At 51.7% G+C, this 16810-nt stretch carries 13 protein-coding genes; 7 read left to right on the forward strand and 6 right to left on the reverse strand.

Features of this window, described 5'->3' with window-relative positions; genetic code table 11:
* The first annotated feature begins 1 nt into the window (after position 1).
* The 3 genes from odhB to sucD all read left to right on the forward strand — a co-directional run bounded on the left by odhB (position 2) and on the right by sucD (position 3387).
* Entirely contained in the window at positions 2-1219 is a 1218-nt protein-coding gene (odhB, locus tag FH974_RS04730; RefSeq protein WP_047887762.1) for a 2-oxoglutarate dehydrogenase complex dihydrolipoyllysine-residue succinyltransferase, read from the forward strand.
* 129 nt (positions 1220-1348) lie between these two features.
* Entirely contained in the window at positions 1349-2515 is a 1167-nt protein-coding gene (sucC, locus tag FH974_RS04735) for an ADP-forming succinate--CoA ligase subunit beta (protein ID WP_047887761.1), read from the forward strand.
* Complete coding sequence (gene sucD / locus FH974_RS04740; RefSeq protein WP_047887760.1) at positions 2515-3387, forward strand: succinate--CoA ligase subunit alpha; 873 nt, start codon at positions 2515-2517, stop codon at positions 3385-3387. The genes sucC and sucD overlap by 1 nt, the downstream gene beginning before the upstream one ends.
* Before the next feature lie 119 nt (positions 3388-3506).
* On the opposite strand, the gene FH974_RS04745 is transcribed toward sucD, so the two are convergent.
* From FH974_RS04745 to FH974_RS04760, 4 genes are all read right to left on the reverse strand, one after another.
* Positions 3507-4178 (reverse strand): 3-oxoacid CoA-transferase subunit B, encoded by a 672-nt coding sequence (locus tag FH974_RS04745; protein ID WP_047887759.1) that lies wholly within the window; start codon positions 4176-4178, stop codon positions 3507-3509.
* 3 nt (positions 4179-4181) lie between these two features.
* On the reverse strand, positions 4182-4835 hold the full coding sequence (locus FH974_RS04750; protein WP_047887758.1) for a CoA transferase subunit A: 654 nt from the start codon (positions 4833-4835) through the stop codon (positions 4182-4184).
* A 208-nt stretch (positions 4836-5043) separates the two neighbouring features.
* Positions 5044-5937: a LysR family transcriptional regulator gene (locus FH974_RS04755; protein ID WP_047887757.1), complete on the reverse strand. Its 894-nt coding sequence runs from the start codon at positions 5935-5937 to the stop codon at positions 5044-5046.
* 414 nt (positions 5938-6351) lie between these two features.
* Positions 6352-7734 (reverse strand): short-chain fatty acid transporter, encoded by a 1383-nt coding sequence (locus tag FH974_RS04760; protein ID WP_047887756.1) that lies wholly within the window; start codon positions 7732-7734, stop codon positions 6352-6354.
* Between the two features lie 191 nt (positions 7735-7925).
* Here FH974_RS04760 and FH974_RS04765 point away from each other — a divergent pair, with 191 nt between their 5' ends.
* Positions 7926-8234, forward strand: coding sequence for a VF_A0006 family four-cysteine protein (locus tag FH974_RS04765; protein WP_047887755.1), 309 nt, complete (start codon positions 7926-7928; stop codon positions 8232-8234).
* Between the two features lie 75 nt (positions 8235-8309).
* Here FH974_RS04765 and znuB read toward each other — a convergent pair whose 3' ends face one another.
* Together znuB and znuC are read right to left on the reverse strand one after the other, a co-directional pair.
* Entirely contained in the window at positions 8310-9095 is a 786-nt protein-coding gene (znuB, locus tag FH974_RS04770) for a zinc ABC transporter permease subunit ZnuB (protein WP_047887754.1), read from the reverse strand.
* Positions 9088-9882: a zinc ABC transporter ATP-binding protein ZnuC gene (gene znuC, locus FH974_RS04775; protein WP_047887753.1), complete on the reverse strand. Its 795-nt coding sequence runs from the start codon at positions 9880-9882 to the stop codon at positions 9088-9090. The genes znuB and znuC overlap by 8 nt, the downstream gene beginning before the upstream one ends.
* Before the next feature lie 93 nt (positions 9883-9975).
* On the opposite strand from znuC, the gene znuA reads away from it, so the two are divergent.
* From znuA to FH974_RS04790, 3 genes are all read left to right on the forward strand, one after another.
* Positions 9976-11106, forward strand: coding sequence for a zinc ABC transporter substrate-binding protein ZnuA (gene znuA / locus FH974_RS04780; protein WP_207103521.1), 1131 nt, complete (start codon positions 9976-9978; stop codon positions 11104-11106).
* Positions 11107-11108: 2 nt separating this feature from the next.
* Positions 11109-12461 carry a murein DD-endopeptidase MepM gene (mepM, locus tag FH974_RS04785; protein ID WP_047883227.1) on the forward strand — a complete coding sequence of 451 codons (1353 nt, stop codon included), beginning with the start codon at positions 11109-11111 and terminating at the stop codon, positions 12459-12461.
* Between the two features lie 301 nt (positions 12462-12762).
* Positions 12763-16485, forward strand: coding sequence for a two-component regulator propeller domain-containing protein (locus FH974_RS04790; protein WP_047883228.1), 3723 nt, complete (start codon positions 12763-12765; stop codon positions 16483-16485).
* The last annotated feature ends 325 nt before the right edge of the window (positions 16486-16810 follow it).

The raw sequence follows: 16810 nt of genomic DNA on the forward strand, positions 1-16810 counted from the left end.
TATGACGATCGAAATTCTGGTTCCCGATTTACCTGAATCAGTTGCTGATGCGACAGTGGCAACCTGGCACAAACAACCAGGTGATGCAGTTACACGTGATGAAGTTCTGGTTGATATCGAGACAGACAAAGTTGTGCTGGAAGTACCAGCACCTGAAGACGGTATTCTGGAATCTATTCTGGAAGCGGAAGGTACGACAGTTCTGACCAAGCAGCTGCTGGGTAAGATCAAAGTGGGCGCCGTTGCTGGCGAACCAACTAAAGATGTACCGGCGGAAGCCGAAGCTTCACCAAACAAGCGCAGTACAGCCGCGCTGAGTGAAGAAACAAATGAAGCACTGAGCCCTGCGGTTCGTCGCCTGCTGGCTGAGCACAGCATTAACGCAACGGATGTGAAAGGCACTGGTGTTGGCGGTCGCATCACTCGTGAAGACGTTGAAGCTTACGTGAAAGACGGTAAGAAAGCGGCACCGGTTGCTGACACTGCGGTTGAAGTGAAAGCAGAAGCGCCTCTTGCTCACCGTAGCGAGAAACGTGTTCCGATGACTCGTCTGCGTAAGCGTGTGGCTGAGCGTCTGCTTGAAGCGAAGAACAGCACTGCGATGCTGACGACCTTCAACGAAGTGAACATGAAGCCAATCATGGATCTGCGTCAGCAGTACAAAGACATCTTTGAAGAGCGTCACGGCATTCGCCTGGGCTTCATGTCTTTCTACGTGAAAGCTGTGGTTGAAGCGCTGAAACGTTACCCGGAAGTGAATGCTTCTATCGACGGTGACGACATCGTGTACCACAACTTCTTTGACGTCAGCATCGCTGTGTCAACACCTCGCGGCCTGGTAACTCCGGTTCTGCGTGACTGTGACAAGCTAAGCCTGGCTGAAATTGAAAAAGGCATCCGTGACCTGGCTATCAAAGGCCGTGACGGCAAGCTGAAAGTTGAAGAGCTGACTGGCGGTAACTTCACTATCACCAACGGTGGTGTGTTCGGTTCCCTGATGTCTACGCCAATCATCAACCCGCCACAAGCTGCGATTCTGGGTATGCACAAAATCCAGGACCGTCCAATGGCGGTAGACGGCAAGGTTGAAATCCTGCCAATGATGTACCTGGCACTGTCTTACGACCACCGCCTGATCGATGGCCGTGAGTCAGTAGGCTTCCTGGTTACTATCAAAGAGCTTCTAGAAGACCCAACACGTCTGCTTCTGGACGTATAACACTGTATCAGGCCGGGCAGGCTCAACGTCCGGCCTATTTAATATGCAGTGAAGAACGAAGAAATACCCCAGCGTATTTCGCATGGATATAACAAGTCCCTTAAGGGATATGAAAACGGATAGAACATCATGAATCTGCATGAATATCAGGCGAAACAGCTGTTCGCTGAGTACGGTCTGCCAGTTCCGGAAGGTTATGCGTGTGATACACCGCAAGAAGCAGCAGAAGCTGCTGGCAAAATTGGTGGCGACAAATGGGTCGTGAAATGTCAGGTACACGCTGGCGGCCGCGGTAAAGCGGGCGGTGTGGAACTGCACAAAACCAAAGACGGTATCAAAGAATTTGCACAAAAGTGGCTGGGTAAAAACCTGGTAACTTACCAAACAGATGCAAACGGTCAGCCTGTTTCAAAAATCCTGGTAGAAGAAGCCTCTAACATCGCGAGCGAACTGTACCTGGGTGCGGTTGTAGACCGTGCTACTCGCCGCATCGTATTTATGGCGTCTACTGAAGGCGGCGTTGAAATCGAGAAAGTTGCTGAAGAGACCCCTGAGCTGATCCACAAAGCGGCTATCGATCCACTGGTTGGCCCTCAGCCATACCAAGGTCGTGAGCTGGCTTTCAAACTGGGTCTGCAAGGCGATCAAATCAAGCAATTCACCAAAATCTTCCTGGGTCTGGGCAAAATGTTTGCTGACTACGACCTGGCGCTGCTTGAAATCAACCCTCTGATCATCACTGGCGAAGGCAACCTGCTATGCCTGGACGGTAAGATTAACATTGACTCGAATGCAATGTACCGTCAGCCAAAACTGCGCGAAATGCACGACCCATCGCAAGAAGATGAGCGTGAAGCGCATGCAGCGAAGTGGGAACTGAACTACGTTGCTCTGGATGGCAACATTGGCTGTATGGTAAACGGTGCTGGTCTGGCAATGGGTACCATGGACATCGTGAACCTCCACGGTGGTAAGCCTGCAAACTTCCTGGATGTTGGTGGTGGCGCGACGAAAGAGCGTGTAACAGAAGCCTTCAAGATCATCCTGTCTGACGCAAACGTGAAAGCCGTACTGGTTAACATCTTTGGTGGTATCGTCCGTTGTGATCTGATTGCCGAAGGTATCATCGGTGCCGTTGAAGAAGTTGGCGTAGAAGTACCGGTTGTTGTTCGCCTTGAAGGTAACAACGCTGACCTTGGTGCAGAAACACTGGCTAAGAGTGGCCTGAACATTATTGCTGCGACATCCCTAACTGAAGCAGCGGAAAAAGTAGTTGCTGCAGCGGAGGGTAAATAATGTCAATCCTAATCAACAAAGACACCAAAGTAATCTGTCAGGGTTTCACCGGCGGTCAGGGTACATTCCACTCTGAGCAAGCGCTTGCGTACGGTACGCAAATGGTTGGTGGTGTATCTCCGGGTAAAGGCGGTACAACGCACCTGGGTCTGCCAGTATTCAACACTGTTCGTGAAGCTGTTGAAACAACAGGCGCAACGGCGACGGTTATCTACGTTCCAGCACCTTTCTGTAAAGATGCGATTCTGGAAGCGATCGATGCTGGCATCAAGCTGATCGTTACCATCACTGAAGGTATCCCAACGCTGGATATGCTGGACGTGAAAGTACGCCTTGATGAAGCTGGCGTTCGCATGATTGGTCCAAACTGCCCGGGTGTGATCACACCGGACGAGTGTAAGATCGGTATCATGCCTGGTCACATCCACAAAGCGGGTAAAGTTGGTATCGTTTCACGTTCAGGTACGTTGACGTACGAAGCGGTTAAGCAAACGACTGACGAAGGCTTTGGCCAGTCTACCTGTGTTGGTATCGGTGGTGACCCAATCCCGGGTTCAAACTTCATCGATATCCTGGCGATGTTCGAGAAAGATCCAGCGACAGAAGCCATCGTAATGATCGGTGAAATCGGTGGTACAGCGGAAGAAGAAGCGGCAGCATACATCAAAGAGCATGTAACTAAGCCTGTTGTTTCTTACATCGCGGGTGTAACAGCCCCTCCAGGTAAGCGCATGGGTCACGCAGGTGCAATTATCTCTGGCGGTAAAGGTACTGCAGAAGATAAGTTCCAGGCACTTGAAGCGGCTGGCGTTAAAACGGTTAAGAGCCTGGCCGATATCGGTAAGGCGCTGCGCGAAGTAACTGGCTGGTAATTCCTCAGTTACTGACTATGCACAATAAAAACCGCTATCCAGTTTAATGGATAGCGGTTTTTTTATATTTATAGTGAAAAGTGATGAGTTGACGCTATAGCAGCCGTTGCAGCCAGTGGCTATGCTGCCATGAGCTTGAGTGCAGGGCTAATGGTGAAGGGGGCCTCGGTGGCTGCTTCGATATCCGAGATCGTAAAATGTGGTGAGATTTCGGTCAGCACAAGCCCCTCTGGCTCCACAACGAAAACGGCCATTTCGGTGATGATGACATTGACCTGGCCAGCTGCAGTGAGTGGCAAGCTGCAATGGTTAAGAATTTTAGGCTGTCCTTTTGCGGTATGCTCCATTGCCACAATGACCTTTTTGGCGCCAACCACTAAATCCATCGCCCCGCCCATACCCGGTACCATTTTTCCGGGGATGATCCAGTTCGCTAAATTTCCCTGCGCATCGACCTGAAGCGCGCCCAGGACAGTGACATCCACATGTCCACCTCGAATAATGGCAAAGGAGTCAGCACTGTTGAAATAGCTGGCACCGGGAATGGCGGAGATCGCTTGTCCTCCGGCATTGACCAAATCCGGATCAACGTTGTGCTCATTGGCCAGACCCTGGATCCCTAACAGCCCGTTCTCGGATTGAAATAACACTTCAATGTCAGCATCGATTTCGTTGGCAACTAACGAAGGCAGGCCAATGCCTAGATTAACGATATCGCCATCACGCAGCTCCCGGGCAACCCGCCGGGCAATGGTACAGCGGACGTGTTGTTTATCATTGTCGTTTGACATGGCTCAAGCCTCCTGGTGATAGATGTGATCGATAAATAAGCCGGGCGTGTGAACGTTCTCCGCCGCGATGGCACCGGTTTCAACGAGCTCGTGGGCTTCGACAATCACCGTCTCCGCCGCCATGGCCATCAGCGGATTGAAATTTTGTGTGGTTCGGCGATAGAAAGTATTTCCCTTGCTATCGACGACAGAGCCGCGGATTAACGCCAGATCAGCACGCAGCGGTTTTTCCAGTAAGAACATCTGGCCATCGACATCGATGACTGGTTTTCCTTCCGCAATTACAGTGCCCAGCCCCGTTGGGGTCAGAAATCCACCCAGTCCGGCGCCAGCTGCTCGGATCCGCTCGGCCAGAGTGCCTTGTGGGATTAACTCAACTTCCAGTTCTCCGGTAACCATTTGCCGACCGGTTTCGGGGTTGGTGCCGATATGTGATGCCAGCAACCGGCGGACACGTCTGGCGGCAATGAGTCGTCCGGAACCGGAGTTAGGTGTGCCGGTGTCAGTGGTGACTAGGGTTAAATTCTTCACTGAGCTGCTCAGCAGGATGTCAATCAGTTGTTCCGGAGCGCCATTTGCCATAAATCCGCCGATCATGATGGTCATGCCATCACGAAGGAGAGACTCGATTTCGCTGCGGTTGATATTCTTCTTCATTGGTTTTGCCTCAAACAGTCAGCGTCAGCCACATGCTAGTACAGATGTGGGGCGCTTAGAAACTGGGGTCGTGGTTCATTTGAGTGTATGGGGCGAGAAGAGTGGAGCGTTAGCGCTATTGCGGCAAAGCGAATTTGCGAATATGCAAGCGAGGGTGTTGTTTGGAAGAAGGCCAGCGAGACGCGGGGTCGGTCTCGCTGAAACTGGGCTAGCCCAATGCACGCTCAAGCAGAAAGGCCTTAAAACTACTGGCTGCCGCTGACGCTCGTTGCGGAGGGTAATAGTACAAGTTGAGGCTCCAGGTGCTGGTTCCATAGTCGCTGAATAAAGGCACTAAGTACCCGTTTTGAATGTCATTTCGTACGACGAATTCGGGTAAGTAACCAATCCCCGTGCCATTTCTTACCCCTTGCAGCAGCATGTCGCTGTCGTTGACCTCCAGATTTTTCGGGATCTTAATCATTTGGGTTTCAGGTCCGCAGGTAAAGATCCAGTCGTTGCTGCCCGTCAATGTTGATGCAAACAGGCAGCGGTGGTGGCTCAGTGCTTCGGGAGACTGCGGGGTGCCGTATAACGCCAGATAAGCGGGTGAGGCGACGGGAACAAACGGACACTGCATAATCTCTCTGCGCACCAGGTGCAGATCTTGCTCCCGATAGCCCTGATAGGTGGCATTGGCACTGATCATCAAGTCCGCTTCACCGGCATGATCTAAAGCCCAGGGGGTAATATTTAAAGAGAACGTGACGTGCGGTTGCTCGACCAGGTAGTCGTTGATTTCTTTCATCAGGAAATGATTGGCATAGACGGGAGTACAGGCAATATTGATATGTCCCTTATCATGCTCCTGATAGTCGAGCAGGGACTGCTGAATGTGGTGGGCGCTATCAACCAGCGGCGCAAATTCCTCGAACAGTTTCTGTCCGGCTGGAGTGGGTGTCAGTAGTTTGTTGGTGCGTCTGAGCAGGGGCATGCCAAATTGTGACTCTAAACTTTGCAGCCAGCGGCTGCCAGCAGAGACAGATATATCAAATTTACGAGAAGCGGCCGAGATTGAACCGCAGCGTATGACATTAACGAAAAAAGCCATCTTATCCAGCATGAGATCCCTTTTGCTTGATAACAGGTTGATAAAACGGCGACAGGAGAGTCATTCTCAAGTGCAGTGCCGGAAAGTTTTTCAAAGCGCTGTCCGGCGGGTTTAGCGTCGATGAGATACCCCTCGCCGAATTGAGCGGAATTGACCAATGTAACTGATATGTTTAGTGGTATCAGTGATGCAGACTTGAATCCTGGGATCGGGCACAGGGCGTTCGCGCCAGCACATGCAGGCCGGGAATGGAATTGGGTGTTAGTTGATGATAGTGCATTGGTAATGCTGGTGGTTATTTTGAGTGGCTATTGTGAGTGATTATTGTGGAGAATGGTCGATTGCGGGGCTGAAAAATGATGGAAATCGTTGGCAAAAAAGCAGCCTGCTCGGCGGTTAAACCTCGCAGGCCACTGAATTACCCGTTTAGAACAGTACGAGTCCCAAGCCGATGATCAGGCCGGAAGCCAACAGCGCAACCAGGCAATAGCCCATAATGTCTTTGGCGTTCAGGCCAGCAATACTCAAGGCTGGCAGGGCCCAGAACGGCTGGATCATGTTGGTCCATGCGTCGCCCCAGGCGATGGCCATGGCGGTTTTCGCGGCTGGGACACCCAGTGCTTCACCTGCCGGCATCATAATTGGTGCTTGGACGGCCCATTGACCACCCCCAGAAGGGACGAAGAAGTTGACAATGCCTGCGCTCAGAAAAGTAAAGAGCGGAAAGCTACCTGGTGTGGAAATACTGACGAACCAGTCGGAAACGGCTCCCGCCAAAGAGATCCCTTCCGGACCTTTAGCGACCATCATCCCCATAATCCCGGCGTAAAATGGAAATTGCAGCAAAATTCCAGCAGTGTTCTTGGTGCCTTCTGCCACCGCAGCGATCAATTGCTTTGGTGAGTCATGCAGGAGGATGGCGGTGAACAGGAAAATAAAGTTAACAATATTTAGGTTCAGGGCAAATCCGTGCTCAACGAAGTAGCTAATAATGTAGCTAAAACCGAGTAAGGCCAGCAGGCGATTGACCCAAGGGCTATGTTCCAGTTTTTCAGCTGGCGTAAGCGGATGAGAGGGTTGCGAAGTCGGCGGTTCTTGCAGCAGCGCCGGGTCGATAGTAACGACCTCGCCAGCCTGGCTCGGGTGCATTGCTTTGTTTAGCAATGGAATCACAAGGAGCATGACAGCCAGAATCAGTAGGTTGGATGCAGAAAAGAGGGTTTCGTTGGTAGAAATCGCCTGAGTGACGGCCCCGGCGGTGACAACCTCCAGATTACTTCCGCTGGCAAGCGCTAACGGGATCGAGCCTGACAGACCGGCATGCCAGAACAAAAAACCGGTATAGGCAGAGGCAATCAGCAGGCGATAGTCGACGCCTTTGACTTTGGCTGCAAGTTCTCGGGCAAAAATAGCCCCTACAACCAGACCAAATCCCCAGTTAATCCAACAAGCAATGGCACTGACGAGGGTAACAATAAAAATAGCATGGCCCGGCGTTTTGGCGGTCATCGCCAGGTAGGCCAGACTGCGCTTGAACACCGGGGCTGACGCCATGGCATGCCCGGTTACCACGACCATCGCCATTTGCATCGCAAACGTCAGCAAGTTCCAGAATCCGCCAGCGAAAGCATCGACCATCTGCATCGGGCTTTGTTGGGTTACAGGCATCGCAATCAAAAAGACCACAAAGGTCAGGATTGCTGCAAATAAAAAAGGATCCGGTAGGTAGCGCTGCACCAGGGTCGTGCAAAGGAACGAAAAGCGTTGCAACAGTGTGGACTGTTGAAAGCCAACAGTTTCAGTCGACATGGTTAACTCCTTTCCATGGATGGTTCATACTCATTGGGTGTGTTGATGTGGCTGCCAAAAAGCCTGTTAATAAATTGTGAAATTCTGGCGTTTGTCAATTCAAGACTATCCTCCGCCAGAATGAAACCTGTATTAACGGGAATATGATTTGCAAATTTTCAAGGGTGTACGAGCGGAGATGGAGGCCGGTGATGAAACGAGTCGTTGCGTTATTGCTGGGCGCTTTCGTTACGGTCAGCAATGTATCGGCAAAGGAAGACAAAGCCGGATATGAGGATTGCGTGCTTGAGCATGTGTCCGGAGCGGAAGAGGCGTTGGCAGTGAATGTCATCACCTACGCCTGTCATCGACTTTACATCGATAATTTCATGCTGTCGGGCAAAGACGAGGCGTATTTTTCTTGTTTGCTGGAGTACTTACCGGCTTCAAAAAGTGAGCAGGTGACCCACAAAATCAGAAACATTTGTTATCGTCGGCATCTCGGTTTGTTCGAGTTTTGAAACTGGCAAAACATAAAAAAACAGGCTGCGCGTGGCAGCCTGTTGTGCGGTTTTGTGCTGTATCTATGCAGTTCTTCACGCATGAGTACGTTTAAACTGACTCAGCATAAAGAGCCCTGCCGCTGCGACAACCACAGACGGGCCAGCTGGCGTATCGTAGTGCCATGACATGGCCAGACCCAGTATGACAGCGACCGTGCCTAAACCTGAGGCGATGGCCGCCATGGCTTCCGGGCTTCGGGCAAAGCGGCGTGCGGTTGCCGCAGGGATAATCAGCAGAGAAGTGATGATCAATGCGCCGACAAACTTCATTGCCACCGCGATAACCAAGCCGATCATCAGCATCAGCAGCAGACGCATCAGCTCTACATTAACACCTTCCACCTGAGCCAGTTCTTCATTAATGGTCATGGACAGCAGTGGGCGCCACAGTACAACCAGCATCGCAATAACGACAATTCCCCCACCGTAAATCCACAGCAGATCCTGTGTTGTTACCGCCAGTAAATCGCCGAACAGGTACGACATCAGGTCGATGCGGACATGGTCCAGAAAACTGACAGCCACCAAGCCCAGAGATAACGCACTGTGAGCCAGAATACCCAGCAAGGTATCAGTAGCGACATATTTCTGCTTCTGCAGGCTCACCAGAATGACGGCCAGTGACAGACAGCAGATGATCAGTGCCAGATTAAGGTTAATGTTGAACAGGAACCCCAATGCGATTCCCAGCAGCGAGGCATGAGATAAGGTATCGCCAAAATAGGCCATTTTTCGCCATACAACGAACGACCCCAGCGGACCGGCTAAAAGGGCGATGCCAATGCCGGCAATCAAAGCGGGAAGCAAAAACTCAAGCATTGTGTTTCTCTTGATTCTTAGGGTGTTCGTGAGTGTGATGATCGTGTTGGCAAGGGCCTACCGGACTGCCGGATAAATCATGGTCGTGATTATGATGATGCTGGTACAACGCCAGTTGTTCGCTCTGCTGGCGGCCAAACAGGGCGACATATGAAGGGTGCGTGGTAATCGCCTCCGGCTCTCCGGAGCAGCAGACATGGTGATGAAGACAAATAACGTGATCCGTTTTTGCCATCACCAGATGCAGATCATGGGACACCATCAGAATGGCGCAGTTCAGCCGATCGCGCAGTGACTGGATCAGGCTGTAAAGTTCCAGTTGGCCGTTGACGTCAACGCCCTGAACCGGTTCATCAAGAACCAGCAGATCCGGCTTTTGCAGCAGGGCGCGGGCCAGCAGGACGCGCTGCATTTCGCCACCTGAGAGTGCATGCATACTACTGTGATGCAGGTGCTGGCCGCCGACCATATCCAGGGCCTCAATACGCTCCTGTTCACGGTAGCGTCCTGCCAGACGAAGAAAACGATCCACCGTCAGTGGCAGGGCGGTATTGAGAGCCAGTTTTTGCGGAACATAGCCGATGCGCAGCCCGCGGGAGCGGATAACGTTACCTGAGGTCGGCTTGCGCAGACCGGTGATGACTTTGACAAGGGTCGACTTGCCGGCACCGTTAGGGCCGATAAGGGTAGTGATTTGGCCGCGCTCAAGTCTGACAGAGACCTGATCCAAGACATGGCGTCCTTCAAACGCTACTGTCACTGCCTGTAATTCAACTAAGGTTGCCATTATTTCGTTGCTTAAGATATTTGCCAAAGTGAGATGTTATAATATAACATCTGTGCCGGTTGTTGTAATCAAGAATTATTCAGGGAACAAAGTATGCGTCGACTCCTTCTTTCATGTAGCTCACTGGGCTTACTGTTTTCTTCTCATTTGCACGCTGCTGATCTGAACGTGGTCACAACCGTGAAGCCACTAAACCTGATTGTGCAGGAGCTGACTCACGGCGTGGCGTCCAGTGAAAGTCTGCTTCCTGCGGGCAGCTCTCCCCATGATTATGCGCTGAAGCCGTCAGATGCGAAAAAAATTCAACAGGCTGATCTGGTGATTTGGGCCGGACCAGAGCTGGAAATGTTTCTGACAAAAATGCTTAAGGATAATCCTCGTGCACTGGCGCTAACCGCTCAGGAAGGCATTGACTTCCGCTACTATGGCGAAGACAGTCATGCTGACCATGCTGACCATGCTGACCATGCTGACCATGCTGACCATGCTGACCATGCTGACCATGCTGACCATGCTGACCATGCTGACCATGCTGACCATGCTGACCATGCTGACCATGCTGACCATGCTGACCATGCTGACCATGCTGACCATGCTGACCATGCTGACCATGCTGACCATGCTGACCATGCTGACCATGCTGACCATGCTGACCATGCTGACCATGCTGACCATGCTGACCATGCTGACCATCACGGGCACAGCCATGACGGCATTGATCCGCATCTGTGGCTGGGGCCAAAACAGTCTCTACAGGCGGCAAAAGTGATTACTGCTAAGCTGATTGATCTTGATCCATTGCATAAACAACAGTATGAAGCTAACCTTTCCAGGTTTACTTCCGAGGTCAATAACACAATTCAGGCGCTTGAGCAGGAGCTGCAGCCGCTCTCAAGTCGAGGCTATTTCGTCTTTCACGATGGCTACGGGTATTTTGAAGATCAATTTGGTCTGAATAAGCTGGGTCATTTTACGGTTGAACCGGACCGCCGTCCAGGCGCAAAAACGCTGGTGTCAATTCGTCACTCACTGAAAGAAGCGCAGGCGAAATGCGTGTTCAGTGAGCCTCAGTTCTCGCCTGCTGTGGTGAACAGTGTTATTAACGGCGCGGAAGTAAGCGTTGGCACCCTGGATCCGATGGCAACAGAGATTGCTGAAGAGCAGGGTGGATACGTCCAGTTTTTGCGCCATTTGGGGCAGAGTTTTACCAAGTGTCTTAAATAATAATGAAAGCAAAAGTAAAGGTTGCAACGGAAGCCCTTTCCCGGCTGCCGCGTCAGCACCGAATTGCGCTACTTACGACCTCATGTTTGATGGCGGCTGTCATTTTGTGGCAGCCCGCTGGGGTTCATGTCGATCACTCGTCGGTTTCCGGCCGCAAAGATATCTTGCTGCCGCTGGATGATATCGAAGTGCTGTCAGAGCAGAACAGTGAACCGCTTGGTGCGGTTATTGACCCGCAGGATCCTGAATTCCAGGTTGAGAAAGATGAGCTGGAACAACAACTGGATGAAGTGGTTGAAACGGCACACAGCCATAATGTTGCCTCCGGTGACAATCTGGGCTCCATCTTTAACCAATATGCGTTGCCGATTGCGGATATGTACAAGATGATCGGGGTGAACAAAGCCATCGAACGTCTTGGCGTTGGCCAAAGCCTGACCTGGACTTTGAATGATGATGGCCAGGTCAGTGAGTTTGCGATTAAGCGAAATGCCAAAGAAACGGATCGGTATACTTTGGTTGGCAAGCAATACCGTTTTCAGACCATTGAGGAAAAAGGGGAGATTAAACCCGTTTTCCTGACCGGTCGTATCTCGGGCAGTTTCTATAATTCTGCATTGGCGGCCGGGCTGTCGCCTAACCAGATTCAGACTCTGGTACAGGCGATGCAATGGCGGTTTGATCTGGGGCGTGAGAGCCAAAAAGGGGATCGCTTTGCGGTCACCGTTGATCGTGAATTTATTGATGGAACTGCGGTGAACCGTGGTGATATTCGCTCGTTATACTACCTGTCCGGCAACCGTGAAGTGTTTGTGATGCGTCATAGTGACGGGCAGTTTTATGATGTGGAAGGCCACAGCCTGAATCGGGCGTTACGGCGTTTTCCGTTGGCGAAGCGCTACCGGATCAGCTCCTCATTCAATCCTAACCGTAAACACCCGGTAACCGGACGTATTTCTCCGCATAACGGGACGGATTTCGCCACACCAGTCGGTACGCCGGTGCTGGCATCTGGTGATGGGGTTGTAGTAAAGGCGCAGAAACACCCGTTAGCCGGTAACTTTGTCGTTATTAAGCATGGCCGGGAATATATGACCCGCTATCTGCACTTGCACCGCATTTTGGTGAAAGTCGGCGATAAGGTCACCATGGGGCAGCGTATCGCGCTGAGTGGCAATACCGGGCGCTCAACCGGGCCACACTTGCATTATGAACTGATCAAGAAGAACCGACCGGTTAATGCAATGAAAGTCCCATTGCCTCAGGCGGCGCCGGTTCCGTCTGCGGAACGTAAGCAATTCCTGCAACAGGCTCGTCAGGAACGTGACAAGCTCAAGGAAGTTGTGCCCGGGTAATGAAGGAATCTCCTCATTGGGAATCACTAAACGGTTTTCTGATACAGGTCTAAAAAAACGCACTTCGGTGCGTTTTTTTATGCATTTAACCTCATTTTATAAATGCCAGCTTATCTAAATACTCTGGATATTGCATAATGAGTCCAACTTTTATGACAAGGGTGAGGGCTTTTTACCACAGACTATGATTAGGCGGATTTTGCTTTTTTGGTGTTTTTTGTTAGCGGTTTGGTTTGGAACTGCCAACAGTTATGCGTCTGATTATTTGTTTTATCCGCTACCAAGCCAGGATCCGAGTAGTGTGGTGGTAGCAAAAAAAGTGCTCAATGGCAGTCAGAGTGGTCTGTGGCTGATAGATATCACCCAGGCGCTTTATTACTATGACGGCAGAAGCCTGAAACCGGCCAAAGACAGACAGGGTAATGCCATTACTGGGGTTACCGATGCGGCCTTATTGGCCGACAAACTCTGGTTGGTTAAAGAGGGCAGTGCCTATTACTATGAACCTTCGACGGCAAAACTCTCTAAGCTGAATCTCAGCCAGATCCCGGTGGAAGCTGTGGCGACCACTTCAAAAAACGTCTGGTTTGCCAACCGACGAGGCTTGTACCAGCTCTCCGAACCCCAAACGCCTCCTGCTTTTACCCCCTTCGCCCACCCGCTGCGGCTGACTGGTATACATGTCGCTGGTGACGCATTGTATGTTGCTGCCCAGCAAGGTGTGTATGAATATGCTGACAGCCTTCGTCCTGCGACATTGTTGATGCCGGAGCAAACAGTCACCGCCGTTTTTATGGATGATGATAAGCAGTTATGGTTTGGCACTTACGAGGGGTTATTTAAAGGACGTGACGGTAAGCCGGTGACCTTGCCGAGTGAGGAAAGGCGCCAGAGTACGACAGCGGTTACCGCTATTAGCCAGACTCAGCAAGGTCTGTGGGTGGGCACAAAGCAGGGGCTGTATCTGCTGGATCGCAGCAAGCTGACTGCCCGTCGCTATACCGCCTCGGTCCAGGAAGATTTTATGCTGCCGGGAAACCGAATTCTGAATTTGCATCGGGATCCGCTCGGCGCGCTCTGGATTGCCACTGATCGGGGGATTCGCTTTTTGCCTCAGGCGGCGGGGCTGGTGAAGCGGCTGCGGCTGGGTGATGGCAAGGGGTTGCTGCCGGCAACGGAGGTCAACGATATTGCTTTCACCAGTGACGGGAGTTACTGGCTGGCTACGGACAATGGCCTGATTGAAGTCTCACTGTTTTTTGATATTTTACGCCACCATAAAGGGCTGGGAGCGGTTCAGAAGCTTGACAGCTATCGTCATAATTTGTGGCTGCTGACAGCCTCTGGCGTGTATCAATACTCCAGGTTGCGGCATCACTGGTTGCCGCTGGCCCTGCCGCCGGGGCTAAACCATGAGAGCCTAACCACTCTGATGGTGGATCATTACGGCTCGCTGTGGCTGGCCGCCGGTTCACGACTTTATCGTTACTGGCCGGATTCTGCCGAGTGGATGGAATTCGGCGAGCACTGGCTTAAAGACCCGTTAGGGCAGGAGAAAATTACGTCGCTGTATGCAGACAGTGAACATCAAATCTGGGTGGGGACGGATTACGGGTTGTATCAGTTTGAATCTGGTCATCTGTATCTGGTGTCAGACACGGAAAAGCTGGGCGGGGTAAGGGACATCTACGAAGACCGCCTGGGGCAGCTTTGGGTGGCTAATCGTTACGGGCTGCAATATTCACAAACCCTGACACCGCTGGCTTTACAGCTGGTGCCGATAGTGGGATCTCGCGCATATCCTTATTGTGTGGTGGGGGACAGTAACGGGGTCTGGGTCTCATCCAGTCAGGGACTGTCTCACCTCTCTTTTGAAGCGCAGTTGATCCGGCACCTATCGCAGTCTGACGGTGTGCTGCCACAAGAGTTTTCCGCACCGGTTTGCCTGCGATCATCGGCGGGTAATTTGTTGTTTGCGACCCGTGAGGGATTGCTGACATTTACACCAAATACCTTGCTGGCGCACGAGCAGTTACCGGAGCAACTGACACTGAGTGAGGTTCGAGCCGATAACCAGTTGTACCAGATGGGCGGAACCAGCGATGAGCCGCTGCAGTTACCTTATGGTGCCGCGATCAGTTTTGAATTCACGATCACCCCCTGGCAGCAGCAGACCAATTTCTTCTACCGGATTCGTTCTGAAGACGGAGAGGACTCCGCGTGGCAGTCTGTTTCGAGTCCTAACGTCTTTTTGGATCACCTGTCACCAGGACATTTCGTGCTGGAAGCCTCATTGTCTTCACCGGAATCCGCCTTGGGGGGCCACAAGGTTTTGAGACTGGACTTTGATGTTGAACGGCCATGGTATCTGTCGACAGGTATCACGCTACTGGTAATGGCTGGCGTAGTGTCTTTGGTGGCAGCAGCCCTCTATTGGCGAAATGTGCTTAATAACCAGCAGAATATGCAGCTTAAGCAGGCTGTTTTTAAGAAAACGGCCCGTATTGAGCTGCAGAAAAAACAAATCAATGCCAGCAATATGCAGTTGCAGCGGATACTGGAAGTTCGGCAGAACATGATGGCACAACTGTCACATGAACTACGGACACCGCTTAGTCTGTCTCTCAGCCTGCTCGAAGGGGTAAAACCGCAGGGCAGCGAGCAAGGTAAGCTCGCGATTATCGAAAAAAATCTAGCTCATGCCTTGCACGTGGCTGAGCAGTTGCTGTCGAAAGATGCGCTGGCACTGGCAGAGCCGGATAAGCTGTGTGAGCAATGGGTCAGCCCTGTGGTACAGGCGAGCTGCATGAGCTGGCAGGTTGAGGCCGAGAAAAAACAGATAGCCCTTTGTCTGGAGGATGAATCCGCCGGATGCAGTGTGTTTCTTGCCCCATACCATTTGGAAATCATTCTGGGGAATTTGCTGTCTAATGCGCTGAAGTACACTGATCGTAACGGTGGCATTACGGTAACTGTCAAAGAAAGGCAGCAACAGCTGGTGATTTCGGTCAGTGACACCGGCAAAGGCATGAGCGCCGAAACCAAAGCACATTTGTTTGAAAGCTATTATCAGGAAGAGCCGGTATTCAGCCCGGAAGCCGGATTCGGTCTGGGGCTCAGCACAGTGAAACAGCTGGTGGAGAGGTATCAGGGGGATATCTCGGTGATCAGCTACCAGGGCGTGGGCAGCGAATTTATTGTACGTTTACCGCTCTATCATTCAGCAGCACAACATGCCGAACCGGAAATGGCGTCGGAAGCTGAGACTTGTGCTGCGCAGGCACCAGCCACCAGTAAACCCGCCGTGTTGCTGGCGTGCGCAGAAACACCGATGATTGCCTGGTGGCAGTCCCTGTTGAGTGAAGAGTATCGGGTGACTTGCGTCAGAGATGGTTATGAAGCGTTGATCGCTATGCTGGAAAATACCCCGGATCTATTAGTTGCTTCTGCGACGTTGCCCGGTTTGGCAGGAGTGCCGCTGCTGCAGCGGTTGGCTGAAGAGTTGCCCGATGGGTATGAGCCCCGTATTTTGCTGGTTGATGACAGTGGTAGCCTTGATAGCACGGATATCCTGCTTTCCGGTTGGGCACATGAGCTGATCACATGGCCGGCGGATAACCGGGATGTCAGAGCACGCCTGAATAAATTGATGCATCCCAAGGAGGATAGCTCAACGGACGATAAGGCCGTCCCTACGCCCGATCAGCTGTGGTGTGATAATGTCCGGGTTCTTATCGCGACCCATTATCATGACCCTCAGTTCAGTACCTCTATCGCAGCCAAGGCCTTGTTCTTATCGGAACGAAGCCTGCAACGTAAATTCAGACAGAAGTTTGGTCTCGCCTTCAAAGACTATGTTACGCAGTACCGGATTGAGCAGGCAATGAGCCACCTAGAGCAGGGGGAGCCCCTCAGTGAGGTTGCCCGGTCATGCGGTTTTCAGGATGTCGAGGTCTTCATCGCCCGGTTCAGAGCGGCAACAGGCCGTGAACCCGAAGAGATTTTGGCTGATTGCCCAGTATAGCTGATGATAGCGGCTTACTAAGAGAACAGCCTTCTTACTAAGCTTGCCAAGAGAGTTGCTTGCCAAGTGAGCCGCTTTCCAAGTGAGGATCGCCAAATGAACGGTAGGGGTAAGGATACAGTGGTAATTACGGCTTATCTGTACTCATTCAGATCTGATATGACAGTTACCCTCTGTTCGACTCGGTGCCTGTCTGATTCTATATGGGCTAGATTCTTTTCGCCCACATTGATTTCCCATCTTCTAATGTTGCTCTTGCCTGTTTAACCCCGTCTTTTATTTTCAACCGTTGTGGGATGACCCGTTTACGGAGCCGTTCATCTCA

Origin of the sequence: Photobacterium ganghwense, from assembly GCF_017329545.1 — a bacterium.
Taxonomy (GTDB): domain Bacteria; phylum Pseudomonadota; class Gammaproteobacteria; order Enterobacterales; family Vibrionaceae; genus Photobacterium; species Photobacterium ganghwense.